We start from the raw sequence: 779 nt of genomic DNA on the forward strand, positions 1-779 counted from the left end.
CCATTGGCGATGGCGCTCGTCGCCATGTCCCAGAGCAGCGGCGCACCGCCGGCCCGCGGGCAGGCGAAGGCGATGGGGTTGGTGCCGATCACGGCCTTTCGCGCGCCGAAGGGCGCCACGCGGCTGCGGCCGTTGACCATGGCGAGCGCGAAGTACCCGGCCTCGGCCAGCGGCTCGATGTCGGTCGCGAGCGAGGCGTAGTGATGCGCGTTGCGGATGGCGATGCAGGCGATGCCCTGGCGGTGCACGGCGTCGAGCAGGCGTGCACGGCCGGCCTCCAGCGCCACCTGCGCGAATCCGCCAGCGCCATCCACGGCGATCGTGCCGGGGCGCGGCTGCTCCACCACCGGAACGGCCGCGCCGTCGAGGTATCCCGCGCGCAGCGAGGAGAGGTAGCCCGGAATCCGGAACAGCCCGTGGCTGAAGCACCCGTCGCGCTCCGCCTGCGCGACGGCGGTCGCGAGGATCGCCGCGCTCGCCTCCGGCATGCCGTGCGCCCCGAAGATACGCGTCAGCAGCGCGTGCAGTTCCGCATAGGTCATCGCTTCAGCCGCATCGCGGCGGCGAGGGACTTGCGCGAGCGCGCGATGTGCTCCTCCAGCAGCCTGGCCGCCCGCTGGGCGTCGCCCGCGCGGCAGGCGGCGACGATCTCGCGATGCTCCTTCTGCGGCCCCTCCTTCCCCGTCGTCTGCGACAGCCGCAGCCGCAGGAAGCGGTCCGCATTGGTGAAGTTCGCCTGGATCATCGCGAGCAGGGTCGGCCGGTTGCAGGGCGCGTAG

Annotated in this window: 2 protein-coding genes; both read right to left on the reverse strand. The window is 72.9% G+C overall.

Features of this window, described 5'->3' with window-relative positions:
- Window positions 1-542, reverse strand: a 542-nt coding sequence (locus AC1DWF_RS33725) for an Ldh family oxidoreductase (RefSeq protein WP_476842847.1), incomplete at its 3' end; no start/stop codon positions are given.
- The coding region (locus AC1DWF_RS33730) for an FCD domain-containing protein (protein WP_476842848.1) at window positions 539-779 on the reverse strand (241 nt) is incomplete at its 5' end. The genes AC1DWF_RS33730 and AC1DWF_RS33725, both read right to left, overlap by 4 nt.

The organism is Aminobacter sp. P4_D5 (assembly GCF_056401815.1).